The 21,071-nt window shown below is 44.6% G+C and carries 25 protein-coding genes; 13 read left to right on the top strand and 12 right to left on the bottom strand.

From position 1 onward, the window contains the following. Positions 1-34: 34 nt before the first annotated feature. Positions 35-709, bottom strand: coding sequence for a tetratricopeptide repeat protein (locus GJB61_RS05295; protein WP_154117438.1), 675 nt, complete (start codon positions 707-709; stop codon positions 35-37). Positions 710-824: 115 nt separating this feature from the next. Further along, the gene (locus GJB61_RS05290) at positions 825-1,031 is read right to left on the bottom strand and encodes a hypothetical protein (RefSeq protein WP_154117437.1); all 207 of its coding nucleotides are present in this window, start codon (positions 1,029-1,031) and stop codon (positions 825-827) included. A gap of 132 nt (positions 1,032-1,163) precedes the next feature. Between GJB61_RS05290 and GJB61_RS05285 the strand changes: the two genes are divergently transcribed. From GJB61_RS05285 to GJB61_RS31105, 5 genes are all read left to right on the top strand, one after another. Then, positions 1,164-1,739, top strand: coding sequence for a hypothetical protein (locus GJB61_RS05285; RefSeq protein ID WP_154117436.1), 576 nt, complete (start codon positions 1,164-1,166; stop codon positions 1,737-1,739). 120 nt (positions 1,740-1,859) lie between these two features. After that, entirely contained in the window at positions 1,860-2,861 is a 1,002-nt protein-coding gene (locus tag GJB61_RS05280) for an aldo/keto reductase (RefSeq protein ID WP_229521490.1), read from the top strand. Positions 2,862-3,136: 275 nt separating this feature from the next. Further along, positions 3,137-3,514: a MerR family transcriptional regulator gene (locus GJB61_RS05275; RefSeq protein WP_154117435.1), complete on the top strand. Its 378-nt coding sequence runs from the start codon at positions 3,137-3,139 to the stop codon at positions 3,512-3,514. A gap of 277 nt (positions 3,515-3,791) precedes the next feature. Further along, a complete protein-coding gene (locus tag GJB61_RS05270) occupies positions 3,792-4,535 on the top strand; it encodes an SDR family oxidoreductase (RefSeq protein ID WP_154117434.1) in 744 nt (247 codons plus the stop codon). A gap of 393 nt (positions 4,536-4,928) precedes the next feature. After that, complete coding sequence (locus GJB61_RS31105) at positions 4,929-5,087, top strand: hypothetical protein (protein ID WP_195724291.1); 159 nt, start codon at positions 4,929-4,931, stop codon at positions 5,085-5,087. Positions 5,088-5,170: 83 nt separating this feature from the next. Here the strand turns inward: GJB61_RS31105 and GJB61_RS05265 are convergent, their stop codons facing one another. Both GJB61_RS05265 and GJB61_RS05260 read right to left on the bottom strand, forming a co-directional pair. Then, complete coding sequence (locus GJB61_RS05265) at positions 5,171-6,070, bottom strand: manganese catalase family protein (RefSeq protein WP_154117433.1); 900 nt, start codon at positions 6,068-6,070, stop codon at positions 5,171-5,173. Between the two features lie 94 nt (positions 6,071-6,164). Continuing rightward, positions 6,165-6,377, bottom strand: coding sequence for a hypothetical protein (locus tag GJB61_RS05260; RefSeq protein WP_154117432.1), 213 nt, complete (start codon positions 6,375-6,377; stop codon positions 6,165-6,167). Between the two features lie 186 nt (positions 6,378-6,563). Here GJB61_RS05260 and psiE point away from each other — a divergent pair, with 186 nt between their 5' ends. The 8 genes from psiE (at position 6,564) to GJB61_RS05220 (ending at position 13,562) form a co-directional block, all read left to right on the top strand. Further along, on the top strand, positions 6,564-6,968 hold the full coding sequence (psiE, locus tag GJB61_RS05255; RefSeq protein ID WP_420819730.1) for a phosphate-starvation-inducible protein PsiE: 405 nt from the start codon (positions 6,564-6,566) through the stop codon (positions 6,966-6,968). 234 nt (positions 6,969-7,202) lie between these two features. Further along, complete coding sequence (gene desA / locus GJB61_RS05250) at positions 7,203-8,249, top strand: Delta(5) desaturase DesA (protein WP_154117431.1); 1,047 nt, start codon at positions 7,203-7,205, stop codon at positions 8,247-8,249. A gap of 121 nt (positions 8,250-8,370) precedes the next feature. After that, on the top strand, positions 8,371-9,507 hold the full coding sequence (locus GJB61_RS05245; protein WP_154117430.1) for a sensor histidine kinase: 1,137 nt from the start codon (positions 8,371-8,373) through the stop codon (positions 9,505-9,507). Beyond that, positions 9,507-10,109 carry a response regulator transcription factor gene (locus tag GJB61_RS05240; protein WP_154117429.1) on the top strand — a complete coding sequence of 201 codons (603 nt, stop codon included), beginning with the start codon at positions 9,507-9,509 and terminating at the stop codon, positions 10,107-10,109. The genes GJB61_RS05245 and GJB61_RS05240 overlap by 1 nt, the downstream gene beginning before the upstream one ends. A 187-nt stretch (positions 10,110-10,296) precedes the next feature. Continuing rightward, complete coding sequence (asd, locus tag GJB61_RS05235) at positions 10,297-11,382, top strand: aspartate-semialdehyde dehydrogenase (RefSeq protein WP_154117428.1); 1,086 nt, start codon at positions 10,297-10,299, stop codon at positions 11,380-11,382. A 264-nt stretch (positions 11,383-11,646) separates the two neighbouring features. Next, the gene (locus tag GJB61_RS05230) at positions 11,647-12,543 is read left to right on the top strand and encodes a hypothetical protein (RefSeq protein WP_154117427.1); all 897 of its coding nucleotides are present in this window, start codon (positions 11,647-11,649) and stop codon (positions 12,541-12,543) included. 67 nt (positions 12,544-12,610) lie between these two features. Continuing rightward, on the top strand, positions 12,611-12,778 hold the full coding sequence (locus GJB61_RS05225) for a DUF3934 family protein (RefSeq protein ID WP_154117426.1): 168 nt from the start codon (positions 12,611-12,613) through the stop codon (positions 12,776-12,778). Positions 12,779-12,869: 91 nt separating this feature from the next. Then, on the top strand, positions 12,870-13,562 hold the full coding sequence (locus GJB61_RS05220; protein WP_154117425.1) for a pseudouridine synthase: 693 nt from the start codon (positions 12,870-12,872) through the stop codon (positions 13,560-13,562). A 3-nt stretch (positions 13,563-13,565) separates the two neighbouring features. On the opposite strand, the gene GJB61_RS05215 is transcribed toward GJB61_RS05220, so the two are convergent. The 8 genes from GJB61_RS05215 to GJB61_RS05180 all read right to left on the bottom strand — a co-directional run bounded on the left by GJB61_RS05215 (position 13,566) and on the right by GJB61_RS05180 (position 20,914). Then, positions 13,566-15,407 carry an ABC transporter ATP-binding protein gene (locus GJB61_RS05215; RefSeq protein ID WP_229521489.1) on the bottom strand — a complete coding sequence of 614 codons (1,842 nt, stop codon included), beginning with the start codon at positions 15,405-15,407 and terminating at the stop codon, positions 13,566-13,568. A 24-nt stretch (positions 15,408-15,431) separates the two neighbouring features. Next, on the bottom strand, positions 15,432-15,863 hold the full coding sequence (locus GJB61_RS05210; protein WP_154117424.1) for a MarR family winged helix-turn-helix transcriptional regulator: 432 nt from the start codon (positions 15,861-15,863) through the stop codon (positions 15,432-15,434). A 177-nt stretch (positions 15,864-16,040) separates the two neighbouring features. Continuing rightward, positions 16,041-16,697: a thiamine phosphate synthase gene (gene thiE, locus GJB61_RS05205; RefSeq protein WP_154117423.1), complete on the bottom strand. Its 657-nt coding sequence runs from the start codon at positions 16,695-16,697 to the stop codon at positions 16,041-16,043. After that, entirely contained in the window at positions 16,684-17,508 is an 825-nt protein-coding gene (gene thiD, locus GJB61_RS05200; protein ID WP_154117422.1) for a bifunctional hydroxymethylpyrimidine kinase/phosphomethylpyrimidine kinase, read from the bottom strand. The genes thiE and thiD overlap by 14 nt, the downstream gene beginning before the upstream one ends. Positions 17,509-17,525: 17 nt before the next feature. Beyond that, positions 17,526-18,317 carry a hydroxyethylthiazole kinase gene (gene thiM / locus GJB61_RS05195; protein WP_154117421.1) on the bottom strand — a complete coding sequence of 264 codons (792 nt, stop codon included), beginning with the start codon at positions 18,315-18,317 and terminating at the stop codon, positions 17,526-17,528. A 29-nt stretch (positions 18,318-18,346) separates the two neighbouring features. Continuing rightward, entirely contained in the window at positions 18,347-19,384 is a 1,038-nt protein-coding gene (locus GJB61_RS05190) for an ABC transporter substrate-binding protein (RefSeq protein ID WP_154117420.1), read from the bottom strand. Next, positions 19,381-20,157: an ABC transporter permease gene (locus GJB61_RS05185; RefSeq protein WP_154117419.1), complete on the bottom strand. Its 777-nt coding sequence runs from the start codon at positions 20,155-20,157 to the stop codon at positions 19,381-19,383. The genes GJB61_RS05190 and GJB61_RS05185 overlap by 4 nt, the downstream gene beginning before the upstream one ends. Then, positions 20,138-20,914 carry an ABC transporter ATP-binding protein gene (locus tag GJB61_RS05180; RefSeq protein WP_229521488.1) on the bottom strand — a complete coding sequence of 259 codons (777 nt, stop codon included), beginning with the start codon at positions 20,912-20,914 and terminating at the stop codon, positions 20,138-20,140. Before GJB61_RS05180 ends, GJB61_RS05185 begins: the two co-directional genes overlap by 20 nt. Positions 20,915-21,071: the final 157 nt, after the last annotated feature.

The raw sequence follows: 21,071 nt of genomic DNA, 5'->3' as shown, positions 1-21,071 counted from the left end.
GAGGTTCTTTCACGTTATATGTAATCTTCTAAAGCTAACGAAGCTTAGCAAAAAAACTGCGCAACGCCCAGCCGCGTTCCTGCCGTTTCTTGTATTTGGGTAGCGAGCGATAGATAGCTGTGGATTCCGCAAAAGCGCGTTTTGCATCCTCATTTCTCCCTAACGCTTTGTACATGGAACCCGCTAGATAATAGGCTTCACTTGACGAGCTTTGTATCTCCTGAAATTGTGTTACATAGTTCAATGCTTTGTCATGGTCCGTGTGGCGGAAGGTCTCGGCCAGCCGCAGATAGGGTTGACCATATTGGGCTTTTCGATTAATCTCTAGCCCCCGTTTGATCTGTGATTCACCTTCATCCAAGTGACCCAGCTTTAGATTCACATAGCCGAGTTCTACCCAAAATTCAGCGGATTGTTCATATCGGTCTTTGATCTGTAGAAGTAATTCATTCGCTTCCTTATATTTCTTGCGCTCAGTCAAATGCTTGGCGAGTTCGAATTTGGAAGAGACGTCATTAGGATTGAGCGAGATTGTTGTCCGGAGCTTGGAAATTTGACGCCCTCTGCGAAATGGCTTCATAACACTGGGGAAGATGCCTACATATCGGCGATCCAGAATATACAAGATAACGAGTAGGATGATTAAGGCCAGAAACGGATTGCCTACTAACCTGCTTAATAGAACAAAGCCAATAAAAAATTTGAACATGATGTCCCTCCATTATCATTGTATTTCCAATATTTTGATTACAATAATATCATAAAGAAGGAAAATATATGATGAACTTATTTACAATGAGATTAAGATAAGGCAGTGTTTTTAGTTATTCAATATGTTTTGAAGATAACCCTGTATACCCATCCTGTATTATTTTCCCGTCGTTACAAATCGAATAGTAATATAGAAAATCTGGTTCATCAGAAAAAGTAACAGATGCACCATAGCGACAGAAACTGCTTTTTGAAGCAAGACCGGTATGGACAACAAAATCATTTTCAGAATACATCTGACTATGTAATCTTTTTTTCATGAATCCTCCTAACCTCACTATTTACTAATATAGATTATACCTCACTCTAAAGGAAATTTATTCCTTAATCTCGAATCTAATAGAGGCTGTTATAATTGAAAGAGAAAAAATGGGATAAAAGGGGATTTTTATATGTTTAAAAATGAATTTGCGATAGGACTTAAAGTAAAAACGATCATGGAATTAGGAGAACTTAAAAGAAAGTTAAGTGAACGTAGTATTTCTGAACTTAGAACATTAAAGGCTAATGCCAGAGCATTAAGCGAATGGAATAAAATATTAACCGTTTTCTTGGCGGTGGTTTGTATTGTTTCTACTTTATTACTAGGGATAATTACAAATATAAAACAAAATGAAAGTGCAATTAAATCTTCTACAATAGATAGCCTTCAAACTATGAAAATAGCGGATATCGAACAAATAAAAGAAATAGATGATACTACTAAACAAACACTTAAACAAATGATCACGGAATCAACAGAAAAATCAAAATTAAAGCTTTGGGAAAAAAATGATAAATTCATGAAAATTGCCATGATCCCCATTATTATTTTAATTATTTTTTTTATATATTTTATATTTGCATCAAGGAGAAGTCTTTATTTAAACAATATTATCCAGGAAATAATTGAAGAGAAAATGGCACAAATAGACAAAAGCTTTCGAACAAGAGGAGATCGACTCGAACGAAAATACATAAGAAGTTAATCTTGAAGAATGAGTTTGGATTAAGATTGATGGTATAATTAACCATACATAAGAAGCCTTCGTTAGCGCTAAAACTGGCGAGATTTCCTCATATGCTACATATTTCAGAAAGAAGGATGAATGATGGAGCCGAGTTCAACAGCTGTAAGTTTGCGTCCGTTAGGACAATCTTCGTTGTCTGTTTCTCCACTAGGTTTAGGCTGCTGGCAATTCAGTAGAGGGAGTGGTTTGGTCGGGCGGTATTGGAGCAATCTTGAAGAAGGAGATATCCTGAATATCGTGCGGGTAAGTCTGGAAGGCGGTATGAACTGGGTTGATACGGCAGAGATCTATGGAGGCGGCAAATCAGAAGAAGCGTTGGCTCATGTTCTCGATCAATTGAAACAAGAGGGAAGTGCCCACTCTACGCCTTTTATCGCTACTAAATGGTGGCCGTTAATGCGCACAGCTAAGTCTATCACATCTACGATTGAGGAACGGCTTCGTTGTCTTGGTGGCCGGACCATAGATTTGTATCAAATTCATCAGCCCTTTTCCTTATCGTCAATCGCAAGTGAAATGAAAGCTATGGCAGGTTTAGTCAAGGCGGGAAAGATCAGGTACGTAGGAGTTAGCAATTATTCCGCTAAGCAAATGGTGCGAGCACATAAGTTGTTAAAAGAATATGACTTGACGTTGGTCTCTAATCAAGTGAAATATAATTTGCTGGACCGTTCAATTGATCGGAACGGGATCATGGATGCAGCCAAAGAACTGGGCATTTCTATAATCGCCTATTCCCCACTGCAACAAGGGATACTAACAGGACGGTTTCATAAAGATCCTGCGCAGATTAGCAATATCTCCCGTATGCGGCGGATGCAATCGGGTTTGAACGAGAAGAGTATGGTCCGCAGTAGACCATTAATTGATTCGTTAGTGACGCTGGGTGATAAATATGAGGTTACCGCAGGCCAGATTGCCCTAAATTGGTTAATCCATTACCACGGAAACACAGTTGTCGCAATACCAGGAGCATCAAAAGTGCGGCATGCAGAGGAGAATATTGGGGCAATGACTTTTCAGCTTAGCAAGGATGAACTGGAGCATCTGAATCAAACCTCATGGGCAGCACTGAAATAGAAGTCATAGATCAGAATGGTCCGCAAAGCGATGCTGAGAAGACAGAACAATGTATAAGGGCATTTTTTGGATGTCAATCCATTCATAGTTGCCAATGTAGGATTCTTTTGAGGTAATAGAGATGGTTATGCTAAATTTTGAAATATCCACAATCAGCTTGAATTCAACTTAGTTAATAGAGTACACTCTAACTCAAGAAGTTCATGCACCCGTCATTAATCTAGGATCATCGCTAACAGAAGTTATAGTTTACTCTAAGCTAGGAGGTGAAAGTGATGTCCACGATTAAGGGATTTTCGGAGGAAACCGGTATTTCGCCCTATACGCTTCGTTATTATGAGAGGGAGGGAATACTGCTGGGCGTGAAGCGAGATCCGAGTGGCAATCGGTTGTACGACGAAGAGAGTCTGGAATGGCTAAATTTTATTTTATCCCTGCGGATGACAGGCATGCCGCTTTCCGAGATCAAGCAATATGTAGATTTGTACAAGGAAGGCGAGAGCACGCTCCGGAAACGTAAACAAATGATGCTAGATCATAAGGGAAAAGTGGAGAAGAATGTCGCGGAAACGTTAAAATATTTGGAGACCATCAATTATAAGCTCGCGTTATACGATTTTCAGGAAAAAGGGTTTACGAAAATGCTACCTTAGATCGGCTCATCTACAATATTCCTCACTTAAGCCAAGCGCGTCCGTCAGGACGTGCTTTTTTGGTGCGTGGATTAGAGTATACTGTAAGGTATTTCGTCCTATATGGAACCATTTATCACCAAAAAATCATTATTTTAGCTGGAAAATACTAGATTCACACGGGTTTTCAGACCTGTACAATGTTTTTTGCCGAGATTTGACTTACAGTATACTCCACTTGTTAACCTTGAATAGAGCCAGCAATAGCTGGCTAATAACGAACAAAGGGGAATTCTACATGAGTGCAAAAGTCGTGATTATTACCGGAGCAAGCAGCGGAATGGGGGCAGCTACAGCGAAGCTCCTTGCTCAAAGCGGATTTAAAGTTATGATGGCTGCTCGCCGTGAAGACCGTTTGCAGCAATTGCGGGATGAAATCATTAGGGCCGGTGGCGAAGCCAACTACAAAGTGACAGACGTCACCTCACGTGCCGACGTAGAAGCCTTGGCCGACGTAACTATTCAAACCTATGGTCAAATCGACATCATCATTAATAATGCCGGGATTATGCCGCTATCGTTCTTCAAGAGTTTAAAGGTTGAAGAGTGGGAGAAAATGATAGACGTTAACATTAAAGGCGTTCTCTATGGGATGGCAGCCGTATATAAGCATATGGAGGAACGCAATGAAGGTCATATTATTAATTTCTCATCCATTGCAGGGCACGTGACCTTTCCATCCAGCTCCGTTTATAGCGCAACCAAACATGCAGTACGGGTGCTGACGGAAGGGATGCGAATTGAACTGGGGGCGCGGCAAAATATTCGGACGACGCTGATCTCCCCTGGCTCAGTGGCAACTGAGTTGAGCGGAACCATCACCGACACCTCGATTTATCCGGCACTAGAGAAAATGGGCAATACCGAATGGACTGCAATTGATCCTATTGACGTTGCAAAGATTGTACTGTTTGCGATTCAACAGCCAGCTAACGTGGCGATTAACGAACTGATCGTGCGTCCAACATCGCAAAGCTTATAAACTAATCGCCGATCTCAACTCCATTATTTAGAAACAAAAAGAACTGGGAGCAGGTTTTTCAGAATGTAAGATCATATTAAATCTCTGGTATGAACGAATACAGAAGGTCAGGTGATATTTCCTGCCTTCTTTTTTTATGTCTGGAGATATGCTAGCCATTTTTCTAGACTGATTTCACTCTGAAGACATTAAAAATCACTCGAATTCCCCAGGTACATCAAGGCGCATCTAGCTATTTCAAGCTGCGAAGTATGAGTTATTTATTTCTTTTAAGAAAAGGTTTAAGTCAGAAATAAGCGGGGTATATAACATATAAGAAATTTTTGAATCATGCATCTTATGCACAATAATTGCATGAATTATGGGGGAGATTTTGGAAGGAGGTTGAACCTAATGAATATGACAGTACATAATCTTATGGCTTACAATCCTCAATATTTTAGACCTCAACCCGTGGTTAATTCCAAGCAAGAGAGAACTGATGAGAAGATACAAAGCTTTCAGGATGTCCTAAATGATAAAATGAGAGCAAATAGTGGAAAGACCAAATAAGCACGGATCATGATGCTGACACAAAACAAGCCGGACCGAAAGACCTTTAGGGTCAATTGGGCCGGCTTGTCCCGTTCCAAGGACTAATGAATATTGGCTGCCTGCTGCAGTCTCGCGGCAATCGCCAGAAAGTCCTCCTGGGAGAAACCGGGTGCGAATTCTTCGGGAACCTCAGGTGCTTCCGCAATCGGGAAGCCTTTGGGAGATCCTTCGATGACTTCGAGTGGCTGACCATCTTCAGGATGCAGTCCTTTCCAGATCTGCTTAATCGCTGTAAAGTCTCCGTCGCTATTCGTATAAAGCTTGGTATGGAGGCTTCTGGATTCATATTTACGTGTCTCGCTAAAGGCTTTGTTACTTAGAGATGGAATCGGGATCAGTTTGCCGACATCCACTCCTGTCGCTACCTCCAGAGCCTTGGCATAGGCGACAACATGTACTCCGCCGCGGACAAGCAAATAACCTACCACTTCACGGGCAGCCGGATGATCTGTCATCTCATATACTTTCATCTTGTGCGTCCGCGCACCACATTCCAAGAAAAAATTGTGCAGCAGATCCAATATTAGATTGCCGCTGTTGAATACATATTCGCCGCTCCAAGGGCGTCCCATAGAATCGACCGGTAACGCCGCCTGTGCACCTGCTAACGCGTAATAAGTGTTGCGTACATCCTTTAAAGGTCCAAGCGGAGTTTCATCAGGTTCTTTATACGAGGTGGAGCCGTGTAGACATTTGTTAATCGCATGAGCAACCAGCTCGACATGACCCAACTCCTCAGCGGTGATGCTGGTAACAAGATCGTAGAAAGGTTTTAGCTTTTTTTTGCTGCGGAAATTGAAGGATTGGAATAAGTAGTTGTTCAGCGTCGACATTTCTCCGAATTTACCGCCCATCAGCTCCTGAACGGCTGCCGCCGCATTGGGGTCTGGCCGTTCAACTTCGGGAATTTCAATCGCAATCTCGTCAAATCGTTTGAACATGCAAACACCTCGCTATAGATTGATTGTGGAGCCACTGCCTGACTTCAGCTTTTAGTGTCTCCACGAAACGCAATCTATACACGAAATAATAACTTTAACGTCTAAGCTCATAGAATTGACATTCCCGGCGAGAATAATAAGTTAAATCACTAACTCGGGATTGAATAACAACATCCGTATCGGTAAAGCGGACAATTGTGGCTCCCGAATTAACCAAATGATCATCCTGAAAAACTCGGACAGGCAGTTTACGATCCTGGGCTTCCTGGAAATCGCTGTCTGTTTGTAAAGGGCGTGTAACGGGCATAGTCTTATTCTCCTTTAGGGCTATGATTAGACAATGGAAATAAAAATAGTATAACTGTGGACAGTGAATAAATCCAATAGTAAGCCAGCTTTTACGGAGTGGTGAATGGAATGTTGACGAGCGGCTTGCACTGTAAACGTAACCACCTTTATACTGTGGATTACCTTGAGCGCGGGAGATGATATTGTGAAGATGAACAATAAGTTCAGGTACGTTCCACTCGTGCTGCAATGGGTACTTAATCTGGCCTTAATTGTATTAGCGCTTATTCTTGTAGTCTTACTGGGAAAAGAGACGATTTATATTTTTCATTTCATTAATGACGGAGGCGACTTATCGAAGCTGGAATTACTGGAGGGCTTGCTGGTTTATTTCTTATATTTCGAATTTATAGCGTTGATCATTAAGTATTTCGAGGCGAAATATCATTTCCCACTCCGTTATTTCATCTATATCGGAATTACAGCGATTATCAGGTTGATTATTATCGATCACGAAAGTCCAATGGATACACTACTTTATGCAGGTGCAATACTTGTGCTGGTCATTACACTCTATATTGCCAACACTCAGCAGCTCAAAAGAGAATAACTATATGGATTTCTCGAAGACACTTATAAATTCGTATATATTAATGAGAGAGGGTATGACATATGTCATACCCTCTACTTGATGTTTATGACTGTATAAGGTGACACTTCGTTATCTATAATAAAGATAGACAAAAAGAAACGGTTTCGCCGTCCTTTTTATGGACGGTACCCGTTTCTTCGAGTTATATTTTAAATGTATCCCTAAGCAGGACGCATCAAGGAGGAAACGATAATGCTGACCGATAAACAGACATCACAACTTTCCAGCCTAAAAAAAAGCGTTGCCCCTTACGAAAAATATGATCGCAAAAAGAGCATACTACAGCTCATTAACACATTGGGCCCTCTTGTGCTTCTCTGGTACGCTTCGTACCTCAGCCTTTCCGTTTCATACTGGCTGACACTAGTGTTCGCTATTGCAACATCAGGATTTGTCATTCGGACCTTTATTATATGCCACGATTGTACACACGGATCATTCTTCAAAAGTCGAAAAGCCAATGATATCATTGGTACCATAACAGGTATTGTGGCTTTGGTTCCTTACCGGCAGTGGAAGCTCAGTCATTCCATTCATCATGCCAGCAGCGGCAATCTCGACAAAAGAGGGATCGGCGATATCTGGATCATGACCGTGGATGAATATGCAGCGGCTTCCAACTGGAAACGTCTGTATTACCGGATTTATCGCAATCCGTTGGTGATCTTTGGACTGGGTCCGATCGTCATCTTTCTGATCCAATACCGCTTTAATATCAAAGGTGCAAGACGTAAAGAACGGATGAATACTTATTTAATCAATGTTTCGCTTGTAGTAATATATGGTTCGCTGATCTTAGCTATTGGCTGGCAGGCCTTCCTGCTCGTGCAGGTGCCCATTATATTTGTATCTGGTTGTCTCGGAATCTGGTTGTTCTATGTTCAGCATCAGTTCGAGGATACCTTCTTCGAAAAGGAAGAAGAGTGGAGTTATGTCTCGGCTGCTGTGGAAGGAAGCTCGTATTACAAGTTGCCTAAAATTCTGCAGTGGATTACCGGCAATATTGGCTTTCACCATGTTCACCATTTAAGCCCGAAGGTACCCAATTACAATCTGGAATTAGCACATAACGCCACACCGCCGTTGCACCAAGCGACAACCATTACTATCGCGAGCAGCCTGAAAGCGATCAACTTCCGTCTCTGGGATGAGGAGAACAAAGAGTTCATCAGCTTCAGAGAGATTAAGTCCAGACTTCGTAATCCGAAACTGCCGAGTAAGACCCTAAAGAGCTCATAAACCGAAGAATAGTATAGGATCAATTGAGGGGAAGGATAAAGCCGAAGATCATATTCGTGCTCTATTCTTCCTCTTTGTGCTAAAATAAAAGTAAATATCATTGGCAAAAAGGATGGCGGACATGCAGAAGTGGCATCATATTTTTCATAAAAGCACAGGCCTCAGCCCCTATGTATGGGTTGTATTTTACATTCTGCCTTTTTACTTTATCTTTCGTTCTTCATCCCCCTATCAGGTGGTTTACGGGATCATAATGATTGTTGTGTTTTTTGTATGTTATGTGCTTTCATTCGTCTCCAAAGGCTGGCTGGTCTATTTCTGGACAAGTGTTCAAATTGTGGTTTCGATCACGATGACACTGCTGTTCGGCTATGTATATTTCGCACTTTTTTTAGCCTTTTTTATCGGGAATATCCAGAAGCGGGTCGGGTTCTTCACGTTGTATTCGATCCATCTGCTGACAACTATTGTTACAATTAACTATGAATTGTTATCCCGAAATCAGGTGTTTATCAGCCAGCTGCCCTTTGTCCTGGTCAGTATGATCGCGGTTATTCTGCTTCCGATCACAACCTATAACCGCAACAATCACGATAAGCTGCAGGTTCAATTGGAGGATGCCAATAAGCGTATTTCCGAGTTGGTCAAGCTGGAGGAACGCCAGCGGATCGCGCGCGATCTGCATGATACACTAGGTCAGAAGCTCTCCCTGATCGGGCTCAAAAGTGACTTGGCCGGCAAACTGATCAGTAAAAATCCGGCGCAAGCGATCAACGAGATTAACGATGTACGCCAGACGGCGAGAAGTGCCTTAAAGGAAGTGCGTGAGATGGTCACACAGATGCGGGGCATTCGGCTGGAGGATGAGCTGATGCGCGTCCAGCAGCTCTTGAAGGCGGCCGAAATTGATTTCCTGCTGGAAGGCAACCCTAAACTGACGAATACTTCGTTGATTACGGAAAATGTACTCAGCATGAGCATCAAGGAAGCCGTAACGAATGTAGTGAAGCATAGTGGGGCCACTGCCTGCTGGGTTATCATTGAGCCCTCCCGTACAGATCTAGTCATTAAGGTAAAGGATAACGGGAATGGAATACCTGGGACTAATCTTTATTTTAAAGGCCATGGGCTGCAAGGGATGAGAGAACGGCTTGAATTTGTGAATGGCTGCATGGATATTGTAAGAGCTGAGGGGACGACGATTGTCATTAAGGTGCCGAACGCCTTTCAGCAACCGGAACAGGAGGCGAAGGGTTAATGATTAAGATTGTAATTGCTGAGGATCAGCGAATGCTGCTCGGGGCGCTTGCCTCGCTGCTAGATTTGGAAGAGGATATGAAGGTAGTGGGCAAGGCAAGCAATGGGGAGGAAGCCGTACTGCTGGTCCAGCTCCATAAACCGGATATTTGCATTATGGATATTGAGATGCCGGCCATGAGTGGTCTGGAAGCGGCAGAAGCGCTGAAGAACTCCGGCTGCAGGACGATGATTCTGACCACCTTTGCCCGTGCTGGTTATTTTGAACGTGCGGTTAAGGCGGGAGTTCATGCCTATCTGCTTAAAGACAGCCCTAGTGAAGAACTGGCGCAATCGATTCGCAGTGTGATGGCTGGCAAACGCATGTATGCGCCAGAGCTAATGGATGAAGCCTATAGTGGTGAAGTGAACCCATTGACCCAGCGGGAGAAGGAAGTGCTGGGGCTGATCGCTGACGGCAAAAATACGAAAGAAATTGCCAGCCAGCTTTATATCACCACGGGTACTGTCCGCAACTACATCTCCGTAATCCTCGATAAGCTTGGTGTAGGCAACCGCATCGAAGCCATTACCCGATTTAAGGAAAAAGGCTGGTTTAAATAAATATTATCTTTCCATCATTACGGATATCGTCCATTTAAGGATGGCGTAGCCGTTTCTACTTGATTGTGTTATATTCATAATATTATTTTGCAGGACGGCACACGCAAATAGCTTGAGTGTCGTATATCATAAATTATCGGCCTATCGTAAGAATAGGACTGTTACCTAAAAGGAAGTGTAATTGTTGATGTCAAGCAAGCATAAAGTAGGTATAGTAGGCGGTACAGGTATGGTGGGGCAGCGTTTTATCGAGCTTCTTGAGAATCATCCCTGGTTTGAGGTAGTTGCGATTGCAGCCAGTCCCAGTTCAGCAGGGAAAACGTATGAAGAAGCAGTATCAGGCAGATGGAAGCTAGCTTCAGCTATGCCCGAGAGCGTCAAGAAAATTAAGGTGCAGGATGCCTCCAAGGTTGAAGAGGTAGCTGCAGAGGTTGATTTTATTTTTTGTGCTGTTGATATGAAAAAGGATGAGATCAAAGCACTTGAGGAAGCATATGCTCGCACTGGGACTCCAGTAATCTCGAATAACTCGGCACATCGTTGGACTCCGGATGTTCCTATGGTCATTCCGGAGATAAATCCAGAGCATCTAGAGGTCATCGCACAGCAAAGAAAACGTTTGGGTACTTCCACCGGCTTTATCGCTGTGAAACCCAATTGCTCCATTCAGAGCTATATGCCTACGCTACATGCTCTTTATGACTACAAACCAACTAAGGTTGTTGTCACAACCTATCAAGCGATTTCCGGTGCGGGCAAGACTTTTGCTGACTGGCCAGAGATGCTTGATAATGTGATTCCTTATATCGGTGGGGAAGAGGAGAAGAGCGAGCAAGAGCCTTTGCGTATTTGGGGCAGCATTAAGGATGGAGCCATCGTAAAGAGCAAGCTGCCAATCATTACTTCGCAATGTATTCGTGTGCCTGTGGCTGATGGCCATCTGGCAGCTGTATTTGTTTCTTTTGAGAAGAAACCATCCAAAGAAGAAATATTAAACCTCTGGAAGACCTTCAAAGGACGCCCGCAAGAGCTGGGTCTGCCAAGTGCACCTAAACAGTTCATCACCTATTTTGAAGAGGAGAATCGTCCTCAGACAAGACTGGACCGGGATATTGAGAAGGGCATGGGTATTTCCGCAGGCAGACTGCGTGAAGATACTCTATATGACTTCAAATTCGTGAGCCTCTCCCACAATACACTGCGTGGTGCTGCAGGAGGCGCAGTGCTGATTGCTGAGCTCCTAAAAGCTGAGGGTTATATCCAACCTAAATAAATAGCGTGCTGCGTAGGCTGATAAGGCTGTCGCTAATAACAAACCCGGCAAAGATCGAAGTGAACTTTGCCGGGTTTGTTACTTATTTATAATAAAAAGACAAATTAATAGCAACTCCTCCATTATATTCGTATATGTAACGAGTTCCTTCAAACACGTTATAGGGCTGGTTATTTTAATGTAATAATATGATATAATAGAATTTATATGGAACTCAACTCCGATGAGCTTCAACAAATAAACATGATTGAGGTTGCAAGCACAATGAAAATAGTGAACCTATTTATCACCCTTTTTTTAATTTCGGGCAATTCAGTCTCAACAGAATACCTATTTAGCAACCATGCTCCTGTCCATGCGAGTATACAAGATAGTGTTATTGCCAGCCCAGACGTGATATCCTCAGAATTAGAAGCGAAGTACCCTGGTTTTGTACATAAAGATAGAGTTGCATTGTTTACAAATACATATGAAGTATATTATTGGAACACTGGGGAATTTTATTATACACAATTCGTGATTACGAAGAATCAGAGGGTAGTCTTTGATAGTAAGAAAGCTGGACTAAGGATTCAAGGGGGTTTCAATAGTACTAAAGAAAAGGGGCTATGGGTGCAAGCCCTTGTGCAAAATTCCAAACCGACGTTTAAATTTGAGTTGGCGGATAATCGTCCTGAATTGGCTACCCTAGTTATTGAGGAGATCGATAACATATTGCGAGTTACCGTCAACGATAATGTTGCAGTGGAATTTGAAGATATTGATCACGACGGGAGTCTGGAACTAATAAGTTATCCCTTTTTAGGAGAAATGCCTTTGGGACCAGCAGAAGTGTCGGTGTATGAGTGGAAGAAAGAGCAATATGTGCCTAATCTCCTGCAGACTCAACAATACTGGGAGAATGAACTTAGCTTAAGAGAGCAGCGTTTCAAAGATACACCTAATGAAAATTCTTTGGATTCTTTGCTTTCTGCTTATTTACTCTTGGATCGAATGACTGAATGTATAAATCGCTTTCCAATCTACTATGAATGGGCCAACCAAACAGTAGATCAAGAAGGATATGTCTCGGTATATAAACAGCTGATTAACGATAAAGCCTATGCTCATACGGAAGGCTGGATGAAAAAAGCTCAACCCTTGCGCAAACAGAAAACATGATTGTATGGTAAGATAGGATAAGTGTATATACACATACGAATATTGAATACGTAACGGAGTGGATAATATGGCAAAAAGCAAGGGTGGCGGCACGGGTAGAGGGACTGGCAGTAAAGGCTGGACACGCTGGAACAAAACAGCAAAGCCAGTAAAAGGTCTTACAGCCGCGGGCTATCCCATTAAAAAAGACACCGCAAAAGGTAAAAGCGGGAATACAGATGGAGGCAGCAAATAAGCTAGCCTTAATTTCATAGATATTCCTGATGGTAAACATCTGATTTGTAAGCTGAAATCAGGTGTTTTTTAATAAGGCAGGGAGGTACAGAATGAGGATTAATAAATACATAAGTGAAACGGGATATTGCTCCAGGAGAGAAACCGACCGGTTAATTGCCGCTGGAAGGATTACTGTAGACGGCGTGGTTTGTGAAGCGGGTGCTGAAGTTGCGCTGGGGGATGACGTTAGGATTGATGGCGAAGCCATTCCCGCACAAAAAGGTGAGACTGTTTATCTTGCGCTTAATAAGCCAGTAGGCATTACTTGTACAGCAGCCAGGCACGTGGCTGGTAATATTATAGACTTTGTGAATTATCCTTCACGAATCTTTGCCATCGGCAGATTGGACAAAACGTCTGAGGGTCTCATTTTATTAACGAATGATGGAGCAATCGTCAATAAAATGATGCGTTCAGAGAACGGCCATGAGAAGGAGTATGTGGTCACGGTAGACAAGCCGGTTACGGTGGGATTTCTGCAGGCAATGTCCGCTGGTGTAGACATCCTTGAGGTCAGAACCAAGCCTTGTGAGCTATACCTGATTAGTGAATGTGTATTCGGAATAATTCTGACCCAAGGGCTTAACCTGCAAATACGCAGAATGTGCAAGGCACTGGGCTACCGAGTGCTGCAGTTGGAACGGATTAGAATTATGAATATTACCTTAAACGGGCTGGAAAGAGGAAGCTGGAGAAATCTGAGTGAGGAAGAGCTAAACCTCCTGCTCACACAGCTGGTTTAGCTCTTAGGCGAATACTTTACGCTCAAACTGTTTGTCATACAGATCTTTATATACACCACGCTTCTCCAATAGCTGTTCGTGGCTGCCTTCCTCAGCGATAGCTCCATGCTGGACAACAAGAATCTTATCTGCAGCCATAATGGTGGAGAGCCGGTGGGCGATGACAATGCTTGTCTTGTTCTGCAATAGTTGATACATCGCTTGTTGAATATAGAATTCGGAAATCGTATCAAGCGATGAAGTGGCTTCATCCATAATGATGATCGCCGGATTCTTCAACAGTACACGAGCGATGGAGATTCTTTGCTTCTCACCACCGGATAGCTTGATGCCCCGATTCCCTACTATCGTGTCGTACCCCTCTGGTAATTCCACAATAAAATCATGGATATAAGCGGCTTTACAAGCTTCGATAATGTCTTGATCGGTTGCTTCGCTTCTCGCATATAATAGATTTTCTTTAATGGTTCCATTAAACAGATAAGTATCCTGTGTCACCAGTCCAATCTGTGACCGCAGTGATTCGAGCGTATAATTGCGAATATCAATGCCGCCAATGCGGATTTGTCCAGCCTCTATTTCGTACATGCGTGGAATTAAATGAGTGATCGTAGTTTTACCGGCCCCGCTAGGTCCGACCAGAGCAGTCATCGTGCCCGCCGCAGCAGTGAAGGTAATGTTACTTAAGGCAGGCTTATCCTTCTGGTAGGCAAAGCTGACTTGCTCAAAGGTGATGTCTTTACCAATTGTGTTCATAGCGACGGCCTGTGGTTGATCTACAATTAGGGGTTCCATATCAAAATAGTCAAAAATACGTTCAAAGAGAGCTATGGATCTGCGAATATCTACATACAGATTGGTCATTTGCCCAACAGGGCCATAAAGTCTGCCCAGCAGCGCTACAAAAGCGATAATCGACCCAACCGTGAGATCGCCTTGAATAAACAGATAGCCGCCATATAAATAAATAAGCATTGGCCCGATGCTGGTAAAGGTCGTTAACGTCATCATAAACCAGCGGCCAGCCATGGATTCTCTAATTTGCAGACGTGTTGATTCCGCATTGATCGTTCGGAAACCTTTGAATTCTTGCGCTTCCTTAGTAAACAGCTTCATTAACATATAACCGCTGATGCTTAGCGTTTCTTGAATGATCTGGTTTTGCTCGGAGACCTTCTCCTGTGTCTGTTTAGCCAGTTTCCAGCGTACGTTACCCATTTTGCGAGTAGGGAGAATGAATAAGGGAACAACAATGATCCCCAGCAGAGCCAGCTTCCAATTCATTATAAATAGCGTTACCCCGGTAGTGACGAGTATAAATAGATTACTGGCGAAATTAACAACCGTGCTGCTAAAAACACCTTGAATTCCTGAAATGTCGCTAGTCATTCTCGTAATGACTTCACCCTGCTTGACTGACGAGTAAAATTGCAGCGGCATCTGTTGCAAATGTTGGTACATTTGATTTTTCATATCATAGACGATATTCTGCGAGATATACGAATTTAAATAAGTCTGCAATACGCCTATCAACCCTGAAACCACTGTAGTACCAAGGGAGGCAAGCACAAGCAGTAGGAGCAGATGGAAATCCTTATTCGGAAGGGCGCGGTCGATGATTCGTTGTATCAATAGGGGGGGTAAAATACCCAGAAAAGAGGATATGGATAAAATAACCATTACGAGCAGCGTCTGCTTCCAATAAGGTTTAAAATAGGAGGATATACGGATCAGCATGGTTTTGGAAATATTCGGTTTTTGCCCTTTTAGTTCATCTTCATCGAATTTCATACGCCCGAAACCCATTCCCATGTTATTGCCTGGACCTCCAGCACCTTTTGCCATACATGATCACCCCCTAGTATCTATTTATAATTGAGCCAATATTTGTTTGTGCATCGCTATAAGGGAATCCAGTTCTTCCTTAGAGAAACGCTGCAGAGCTATCTCTAACACTTTGTGCGAATAGGCCTCCTCGTTATAGCGCAGACATAATTTGTCTCCGTCCGACGTTAAGTATAACTTTGTTTCTCTGCGGTCCAGTTCGGATATCTCCCGGGTAGCCAGACCTTTTTCGACTAGAGCATCAATATGGAGGCTGACTCTACTTTTGGCGAATATGAGACGTTCGGTCACTTCTTTTTGTGTTAAACCGGGGTCGGTGCGAATTGAATTTAAGATTCCAATTTGATGTACAGTCAGCCCAAGGTTAGCAGCGCTTTGGTGAGCCAGCTTCTTAAGCTGACGGGCCACAGCAAAAAAAGAATTATAGACCTCTAGGGTTTGTTGCTTATCGACCATTGATTATTCCATCCTTTGATAGTTATACTTGTAAACTGTTTGCGTTGTAAACTAAATATAACTCTGTAGCTCCGATTTGTAAATATTGTTTCATAAGGTATCAGGCTGATCTTGAATGAGTCCACACAAAAAGCGTAGAAGCCGCTTTCCGGTTTCTACGCTTTTGCTGTGTGATCGTTACCCTTGAACGACTTTCACAAAGCTCTGTGCAGCTGCGCGCACATCTTCGGCACCTGCAACGGCGGAAATGATTGATACTCCATCCGCCCCAGCATTAATGACAGGTAGGGCATTATGTACGGTAATCCCGCCAATGCCAACCAGAGGAATGGCAATGCGGCTATTCCGCACTCTTTCAATTACAAAAGTGCCTTGAACGGCTTCCGCATCGTCCTTGGAGGAGGTGGGATAAATCGGACCAATTCCCAGGTAATCTGCACCGTCCGTGATTGCCTGGCGTGCTTCGTATAATGAATGGGCAGATACACCAATGATCTTCTGAATTCCAATCCGCTGCCGGATCGCCTTGGCAGGTTCATCGTTCTGCCCTACATGAATGCCGTCCGCATCCAGAGCGATTGCCAGTTCAATGTCGTCGTTAACGATGAAGGGTACACCGAGGTCACGGCAAATCTGCTGGAGATTTTGGGCTAACTCCAATCGGGCATTGCCTGTGAGCGCACCCGGTCCTTTTTCACGAAATTGGAACATTGTAATGCCGCCGGCGATGGCTTCGCTTAGAACCTCTTCTGGGGATTTACGGCAATTGATGCTGCCCATTATGAAGTATACCTTCAGCAACCTGCGCAGGGCATCACTGTTAATGCGCTCCATAACGATCACCCCGCAATCTGTTTTGGTAGGCAAAATGGTTCGTTGGCCCATGTCCACCGCCGATCCCCAGACCTTCTTCAATGGCGGCCTGAATGAAGGCTTTGGCCGTATGAATCGCCACCGGCACGGCTGCTCCTTTAGCGAGCTCAGCGGTTACTACCGCCGAGTAAGTACAGCCGGTACCATGCGTATGTCGGGTCTCAATCCGCTTGCTCTCCATATAGATGAACTCCTGCCCATCGTACAAAAGGTCTACTGCGCCCTCGGTACCAGCGTCATGCCCGCCCTTTAGGACTACGTATCTTGAGCCCATTTCCAGGATGATTTGAGCCGCTGCTTCACGGTCCTGCAGGCTGGTAATCTTCCGGCCTGTAAGAATTTCGGCTTCAGGAATATTGGGAGTTGTTACTAATGCCAGAGGGATTAGGTATGTAATCAACGACTGCACGGCCTCCTCCTGCAATAACGCAGAGCCGCCCTTGGCAACCATAACCGGATCAATGACGAGCTTGCGCCAGCCATATTGCTGAACCTTATCGGCTACAATGCGGATAATTTCGCTGCTGAACAACATACCGGTCTTCACGGCATCCGGTTCAAGATCTACGCCGATGGAATCCAATTGCTGAGCGATAGCATCAGGCCCGAGCGGATAAACGCCTTGTACACCAAGCGTGTTCTGGGCAGTTACAGCTGTTATCGCTGACATGCCGTATACGCCCTGCTCCTGAAAGGTTTTGAGATCGGCTTGAATCCCTGCACCGCCACCGCTATCCGAGCCGGCGATGGTTAAGGCTTTATACACATTCATGATGGGGTCTCCTTCATCTATAGCTTCTGTAGACGAGATTTCTCTAGGAATATCTCAGGTGTAACGAGCGCCAATTGATTCAGGAACTCGATCTGGAAGCTTCCTGGACCCTGCTGTGCGGTAGACTCCGCGGCAATCTCTGCGGCCACACCATAGAAGGAAATAGCTTCTGCCGACGCTTCCAACGTGGATTGTCCAGCAACAGCCAGAAACGCACCCACGACCGAGCTGAGCAAGCAGCCAGTGCCGGTTACTTTTGTGAGAATAGGGTGTCCGTTGCTGGCGATGAAGGTAACTTCTCCATCCGTAATGACATCCTCCTTACCGGTAATGATCACGATACAGCCGAGCTTGCGCGCGGCTTTTTGCGCCAGAGCAACTACATCGCCTTCGCCTGCCCCGGCATCGACACCTTTAATCGACCATTGCTCACCGGCAACATGGGCAACCTCAGCGACATTGCCCCGCAGCGCCGTAATCTGCATTTCACCAATTAACTTGTGCGTAATCTCCGTCCGGTAAGCTGTTGCGCCAGCACCTACAGGGTCAAGGACTACAGGTACCCCATGCGCATTAGCGGATTTACCCGCCAGAATCATAGATCGAATGACGTGCTCGTTCAAGGTTCCGATATTAAGAATAACGGCAGCAGACATTTTGGCGACATCGGCGACTTCTTCATGGGCATCAGCCATAAAAGGAGATACTCCTAGGGCCAACAAACCGTTGGCCGTAAAATTGGTCACGACGATATTAGTGATATTGTGGATCAAAGGGTTTTGCTCGCGTACTTTGGTTAGATAACTCATACTAATTCCTCCTAAAAGTAGTTTGCATGTTACTTAAGATTAATGAATGCATCCTCTGTCTTGATCTCAGAGGACAGCAATCCATTCTCACTCAGCCACTGATGTACCTTTTCCCAAGATGCCGGGTCCTGATATCCAAAGGGCTCTTCTCCTGCATCCATCAGCGGCAATAGAATCTGCAGGCTTGTCTGCTCGATGGTTTTGTCGAGGGGTGAAGTTGCATCTTCATGCTCCAACAGTTGAGCGAGTGCTTGCTCCGGATGCTCCTGAACGAACTGCTGACCCTTCGTGATCGCCTTCATGAATTTGGTGAAGTAGGCCTCAGAATTCTGCAAGCCTTGCTCACTGGCCACAAGCACAAGTTCGTAATAATCGGGAACACCGTAATCCGTGGGGTTCATAGAGGTGACAGGATGGCCTTCTTTTTCCAGAATCAGCTGTTCGTGGTTGATAAAACCACCCATAATTCCATCTACCTGGCCTGTGGAGATAGCGGGAATCAGGTCAAAGCCTACATCGATCAAGTTGCTGGCCTGAGGATCACCACCATCGCTTTTGATCATCGTGCGAACCATTGCTTCGTATAGCGGGATAGAGGAATAGCCAATATTCTTTCCGGCTAAATCTTTGGGACTGCTAATTCCGCTGTCGGCTGGAACCATGAGATGATTCAGAGGATGCCTAACGATGGCCGCAATAGATTTTACAGGGATGTTCTCAGCGCGGGCCATAAGCACTTGAGGCTGGTAGCTGAAGGCGAGATCAATTTGGTTCGCGGCAACGAGCTTCAACGCATCATTGCTATCGGCAGGCATTTTGATTTCAACATCTAACCCTTCCTCGGCAAAATATCCATTTTGCACGGCTGCGTACAAAAAGGAATGGACCGCATTGGGATACCAGTCGAGCATCAATGTCAGCTTATGAAGTTGAGTAGATTCACTTGGGAGAGAATTGGCTGTTGCTGGTTCTGGTCTTTCATTATTTCCGCAGCTGCTCAAGAGCAGAACGAGATAGAGGGAAATTACGGGAATTAACGTTTTCTTTAATTTGCGGGCAGGAATCATCGATAAGAGCCTCTTTTCTTAAAAGTAATCTTTTCAAGCAGGGCGATACCTAGAAACAATACAATTCCAAGTGCTGATAGTAGGAATACAGCGGCAAACATCTCATCACTCTGCATACTCCCTGCCATCCGGCGGCTGTAATATCCAAGTCCTTTACTGCCGCCAAGCCATTCTCCAATCGTAGCGCCGATAACGCAATAGACGATGGACAGCTTTAGACCGGAGAAGAAGGAGGGCAGCGCCAGCGGAAGCCCGAGGGTTCTGAGTACTTGCCAGCGAGAGGCGCCCATTGTTAACAACAGCTCTTCGTAAGCTCGGTCACTTTTATGCAGACCGTCATAGGTAGCGACGACAATCGGGAAAAAGGCGGTCAGGAATACGACAGCAACCTTACTCCATAGCGTATAGCCGAACCACATGATAAAAATAGGTGAGAGGGCAATTAACGGAATCGTCTGACTGATGATCAGAAAGGGATAAAGGGCCTTTTGAAGCGGGCGGAACATATGCATTCCGATGCCCAGCAGAGTGCCGCAGGTTACCGACAATATGAAGCCCAGTAATACCTCTTGAAGTGTTGCCAGCAGATGCTGCCCGAACAAAAGTTTTCGGTGCTTGAGCAGGGCCATCCAGATCGCTGTTGGTGCAGGAAGTATGAAAGACGGAATGAAGTTCAGCCGCACAACCAACTCCCAGAGGGTCAGAATCAGCAGGACAAGCAAGACAAAGGGGCCATAGTCTGACAGCAGCTTGTTAATGGGAGTGGTTCTCATACAGTTTTCGCTCCAAATCCTCCCGCAGGGTAATAAACCGCGGCTCATAGTTCAACTTGTAATGTCTAGGTCTCGGCAAATCGACAATGAATTCTTGAATCCCGCCCGCTCTGCCACCTGACATCAGATAGATGCGGTCACTGAGCAGCAGAGCTTCCTCAAGATCATGTGTAATGAACAGCACGGTCTTATCCACCTCACTCCACAGCTCCAGCAGCCATTTATGCATTTCTCGTTTAGTCATGGCATCAAGTGCGCCAAAGGGCTCGTCCAACAGCATCAGATCCCCTCCGGCAACAAGTGTTCTGAGAAAAGCAACCCGTTGTTTCATGCCGCCTGACAGCTCCTGAGGATAGGCATTTTCAAGTTCCGCGAGACCCAAACGTTGCAGCATCCCGCGAATCTGAGTGATACTCTCTTTTTTGCTCTGGTTCCGCTTCACCCCCCAGGGCAGTAGACAGTTGTCCATTACCGTCCGCCAAGGCAACAAAAGATCCTGCTGAGGCATGTAGGCGATTTGGCCCAAGCGGGTAGCGTAAGAAACTTCACTGTGAAAGTCAATTTCTCCACAAGTGGGTTCCAATAGACCGGCAATGATCTTGAATAGTGTGCTTTTTCCACATCCACTGGCCCCTACTACAGAGATGAACTCTCCCTGATGGATATGCATAGATAAATCCGAGAATACTGAGGACAGTGGAGAATGGGCATAGGAGTAGGCCAAGCCTCGAATCGTAAGTGTTTCCGTAATGAGCAAACCTCCTAAAAGTTTTATGAAGCATTACCTCTTGAGAACCATCGCAATAAAACTACTTCGAAAGCATAGGCTTAGTTTTGTGAAGCATATGCTTAAACAAATAAGGCCCATTCATTTCCAAAGAGGAAATGAATGGGCCGAAAGTTCTGTCTGCATA

It is taken from the genome of Paenibacillus monticola (genome assembly GCF_009664975.1).
Classification (GTDB): domain Bacteria; phylum Bacillota; class Bacilli; order Paenibacillales; family Paenibacillaceae; genus Paenibacillus_AQ; species Paenibacillus_AQ monticola.
The sequence above is the reverse complement of the archived record's forward strand: the minus strand, read 5'-3'. Positions and strand labels throughout refer to the sequence as shown.

Coding starts and splice junctions, on each gene's coding strand:
- GJB61_RS05295 (WP_154117438.1), bottom strand. CDS start 709: ATGTTCAAATTTTTTATTGGCTTTGTTCTATTAAGCAGGTTAGTAGGC.
- thiD (WP_154117422.1), bottom strand. CDS start 17,508: ATGAATGTGTATAAAGCCTTAACCATCGCCGGCTCGGATAGCGGTGGC.
- GJB61_RS05225 (WP_154117426.1), top strand. CDS start 12,611: ATGGCAAAAAGCAAGGGTGGCGGCACGGGTAGAGGGACTGGCAGTAAA.
- GJB61_RS05190 (WP_154117420.1), bottom strand. CDS start 19,384: ATGATTCCTGCCCGCAAATTAAAGAAAACGTTAATTCCCGTAATTTCC.
- GJB61_RS05285 (WP_154117436.1), top strand. CDS start 1,164: ATGTTTAAAAATGAATTTGCGATAGGACTTAAAGTAAAAACGATCATG.
- GJB61_RS31105 (WP_195724291.1), top strand. CDS start 4,929: ATGAATATGACAGTACATAATCTTATGGCTTACAATCCTCAATATTTT.
- GJB61_RS05215 (WP_229521489.1), bottom strand. CDS start 15,407: ATGGCAAAAGGTGCTGGAGGTCCAGGCAATAACATGGGAATGGGTTTC.
- thiM (WP_154117421.1), bottom strand. CDS start 18,317: ATGAGTTATCTAACCAAAGTACGCGAGCAAAACCCTTTGATCCACAAT.
- GJB61_RS05240 (WP_154117429.1), top strand. CDS start 9,507: ATGATTAAGATTGTAATTGCTGAGGATCAGCGAATGCTGCTCGGGGCG.
- GJB61_RS05260 (WP_154117432.1), bottom strand. CDS start 6,377: ATGCCCGTTACACGCCCTTTACAAACAGACAGCGATTTCCAGGAAGCC.
- GJB61_RS05280 (WP_229521490.1), top strand. CDS start 1,860: ATGATGGAGCCGAGTTCAACAGCTGTAAGTTTGCGTCCGTTAGGACAA.
- asd (WP_154117428.1), top strand. CDS start 10,297: ATGTCAAGCAAGCATAAAGTAGGTATAGTAGGCGGTACAGGTATGGTG.
- GJB61_RS05265 (WP_154117433.1), bottom strand. CDS start 6,070: ATGTTCAAACGATTTGACGAGATTGCGATTGAAATTCCCGAAGTTGAA.
- thiE (WP_154117423.1), bottom strand. CDS start 16,697: ATGGAGCGCATTAACAGTGATGCCCTGCGCAGGTTGCTGAAGGTATAC.
- GJB61_RS05210 (WP_154117424.1), bottom strand. CDS start 15,863: ATGGTCGATAAGCAACAAACCCTAGAGGTCTATAATTCTTTTTTTGCT.
- GJB61_RS05245 (WP_154117430.1), top strand. CDS start 8,371: ATGCAGAAGTGGCATCATATTTTTCATAAAAGCACAGGCCTCAGCCCC.
- GJB61_RS05220 (WP_154117425.1), top strand. CDS start 12,870: ATGAGGATTAATAAATACATAAGTGAAACGGGATATTGCTCCAGGAGA.
- GJB61_RS05270 (WP_154117434.1), top strand. CDS start 3,792: ATGAGTGCAAAAGTCGTGATTATTACCGGAGCAAGCAGCGGAATGGGG.
- GJB61_RS05230 (WP_154117427.1), top strand. CDS start 11,647: ATGAAAATAGTGAACCTATTTATCACCCTTTTTTTAATTTCGGGCAAT.
- GJB61_RS05290 (WP_154117437.1), bottom strand. CDS start 1,031: ATGAAAAAAAGATTACATAGTCAGATGTATTCTGAAAATGATTTTGTT.
- GJB61_RS05275 (WP_154117435.1), top strand. CDS start 3,137: ATGTCCACGATTAAGGGATTTTCGGAGGAAACCGGTATTTCGCCCTAT.
- GJB61_RS05185 (WP_154117419.1), bottom strand. CDS start 20,157: ATGAGAACCACTCCCATTAACAAGCTGCTGTCAGACTATGGCCCCTTT.
- desA (WP_154117431.1), top strand. CDS start 7,203: ATGCTGACCGATAAACAGACATCACAACTTTCCAGCCTAAAAAAAAGC.